Source organism: Kitasatospora sp. NPDC052896 (genome assembly GCF_044547075.1).
GTDB lineage: Bacteria > Actinomycetota > Actinomycetes > Streptomycetales > Streptomycetaceae > Kitasatospora.
Genome location: NZ_JBITZU010000069.1, coordinates 1 through 2,241, shown reverse-complemented (window position 1 = coordinate 2,241; position 2,241 = coordinate 1). Strand labels below are relative to the sequence as shown.

The following is a 2,241-nucleotide window of genomic DNA, read 5'->3' as shown; positions in this document are numbered from 1 at the left end:
CGCCTCGGCGAGCAGGGTGGCCGCCGCGGTCGCGGCGAGCAGCCACAGCAGATTCCGCAGGTAGGGCAGCGGCAGCACGGTGGGGTTGCCGTTCCCCTGCCCCGCGTGCAGCACGGCCGGCAGCCCCACCGCGGTCAGCGCGGCGGCCACCACCAGGCCGCCGCGCACCGTCCACGGCGCCCGCGTCAGGGCCGCCCCGGCCAGGCAGACCAGCGGCAGCCACAGCCCGTCGTGGAGCACCGCGCCGCCGATCGCCCACTCCGCCACGTCCAGCGGGTCATTGACGTACGGGTCGGTCAGCAGCCCGTGCACCCCGAACCCGATCAGCCCCACCGCGCCCAGCGCCAGCACGGCGCGCAGCACGCTCACCGCCCTCACACGATCACCTCCAAGCGCTCCACCCACTTGGTCTGCAGCACCCCGGGCCGGCCCGGCGCGATGACCCGGGCCGGGTAACCGTGGTCCGGGGCCAGCACCGCGCCGTTGACCCGCAGCGCCAGCAAGGTCAGCGGATCGCGCGCGTAGTCGGCCTCCATCTCGGTCACCCGGTAGGGGCCGGCGGTCTCCAGGGAGGTGATCCGCAGCCGGGCGGTGGGCGCTGCCCCGGCCCGGGTCACCAGGTCGCGGATCCGCACCCCCGACCAGCGCGCGGTGGCGCTCCAGCCCTCGACGCAGGCGATCGGCAGCTCGGCCTCGTGCTGGTCCATCGCCAGCAGCTCATCCATGGTCAGCTCGTACGAGCGGGGGCCGGTGACCTTCAGCCGCCAGTCCGTGGGCGGCTGCGTGGTGCCGGCCGCGGCCGCGGTCCGGTTGACCGGAAGCCCCTGCGGGCCGATGTCCGGGCGGCGCGGGGCCAGCAGGTCGGCCCGGCGCAGCCAGGGCACGGTCTGCCCGGCGGTCACCGCGGTCACCGCCAGCACCGACGCGGTCACCGCGGTCAGGAAGCCGCGGCGCTGGGCCAGTTGGGGCCGCGCGCGGCGCCAGTGGGTGGCGATCTCGGGCGCCTTCACGGCCAGGTGCAGCAACAGGCCGCCCACCGCGATCCACGCCAGCCAGAAGTGCGTCTGCCGGAACGGGAACGGCCACACGTACCACTGCAGGGTGTTGAGCAGCCCGGTGAACAGCTCCAGCAGCATCGCCGCGACCAGCAGCAGGATCCCCAGCCGCTCCAGCGCGTGCCGGACGCTGCGCGCGGGCGGCCACTCGAACAACCGCGGGTAGACGGTCCACAACTTGGCGCCGAGCAGCGGGATCGCGGCGATGCCGCTGATCACGTGGAGGCCCTGGCTGGCCCGGTAGAGGTCGACGGGCCGGCTGGGCAGGTGGTCACGCAGCCAACTGGGCGGGTCCTGCAGCACATGGCTGTACAGGCCGGTGAGGAAGCAGATGAGCAGCGCCGTACCCAACCAGCGGCCGATCACCACCGCGGTACGCGGATCGTGCAACCTCGAACGGAAGGCGCCCTCGCGCAGCGGACCGATCCGCAACGCGTCCGGTGGGGTGGGCAGCGGCAGGTCGAACTGCCGGGGGCGGGGGCTGGGATGGTCGTCTCGCACCCCTCCATCACACCGGCTGTGCGGCGTCGGTGGGGGAGTCGGCGCCTTACGGAAGTCCTACGGCTGCCCGCGGCACACCGTCCCTTCGCGTACCGCACGCCGGCAGGGTGACGACGTGTCCGCGATCCTCACCTCGTGGTCAATACACCTGGACCGATCGGTCCACGCTGACTGACGAAGACAACCGATCAGAGCCGGTCGTGCGCCAACGGACTGTCGAACCCGGGTGTCCGTGGGGGCGGGTTGGCACGGCCCTTACCTTCTCAGGTCTGTGGCATCACGCGGGACTGTCCACGACGGGTGGGTGTTGACCTGCGCGACTGTGGCCTGGGCCAGCTTCTTGTAGCGGTTCGCGATCTCCTCGGCCTGGCCGACGGGCAGTGCCCCGTCGCGCTCCGCGGCTCGCGCGATGATCTCTTCCGGCCCCGAATCCCGGTTGGCCAGGACGATCGCGTTGACGGTCGGTCGGCGCACCTGGTCGTAGCGGCGAAGCGCGGTCACGGGGTCGCGTTCCTGTGCCAGGCACCAAGCCAGCACCCGGGCATCGACGATGGACTGCGATCCGCCGTTCATGCCCATCGGGAACATCGGGTGTGCGGCGTCACCGAGCAAGGTGACGCGTCCGAAACTCCAGCACGGCAGCGGGTCGCGGTCGAGCATCGGATACTCGAAGATCGCCGAGGAG

General features: G+C 72.5%; 3 protein-coding genes. All 3 read right to left on the bottom strand.

Annotation, left to right across the window (positions count from 1 at the left end; translation table 11 throughout):
* Positions 1–378 (bottom strand): hypothetical protein (locus ACIGXM_RS37330; RefSeq protein WP_396568574.1); only part of this gene is annotated, 378 nt, incomplete at its 3' end.
* Positions 375–1,487 (bottom strand): molybdopterin-dependent oxidoreductase, encoded by a 1,113-nt coding sequence (locus ACIGXM_RS37325; RefSeq protein WP_396568575.1) that lies wholly within the window; start codon positions 1,485–1,487, stop codon positions 375–377. The genes ACIGXM_RS37325 and ACIGXM_RS37330, both read right to left, overlap by 4 nt.
* Before the next feature lie 324 nt (positions 1,488–1,811).
* Positions 1,812–2,241 (bottom strand): FAD-dependent monooxygenase (locus ACIGXM_RS37320; protein WP_396568573.1); only part of this gene is annotated, 430 nt, incomplete at its 5' end.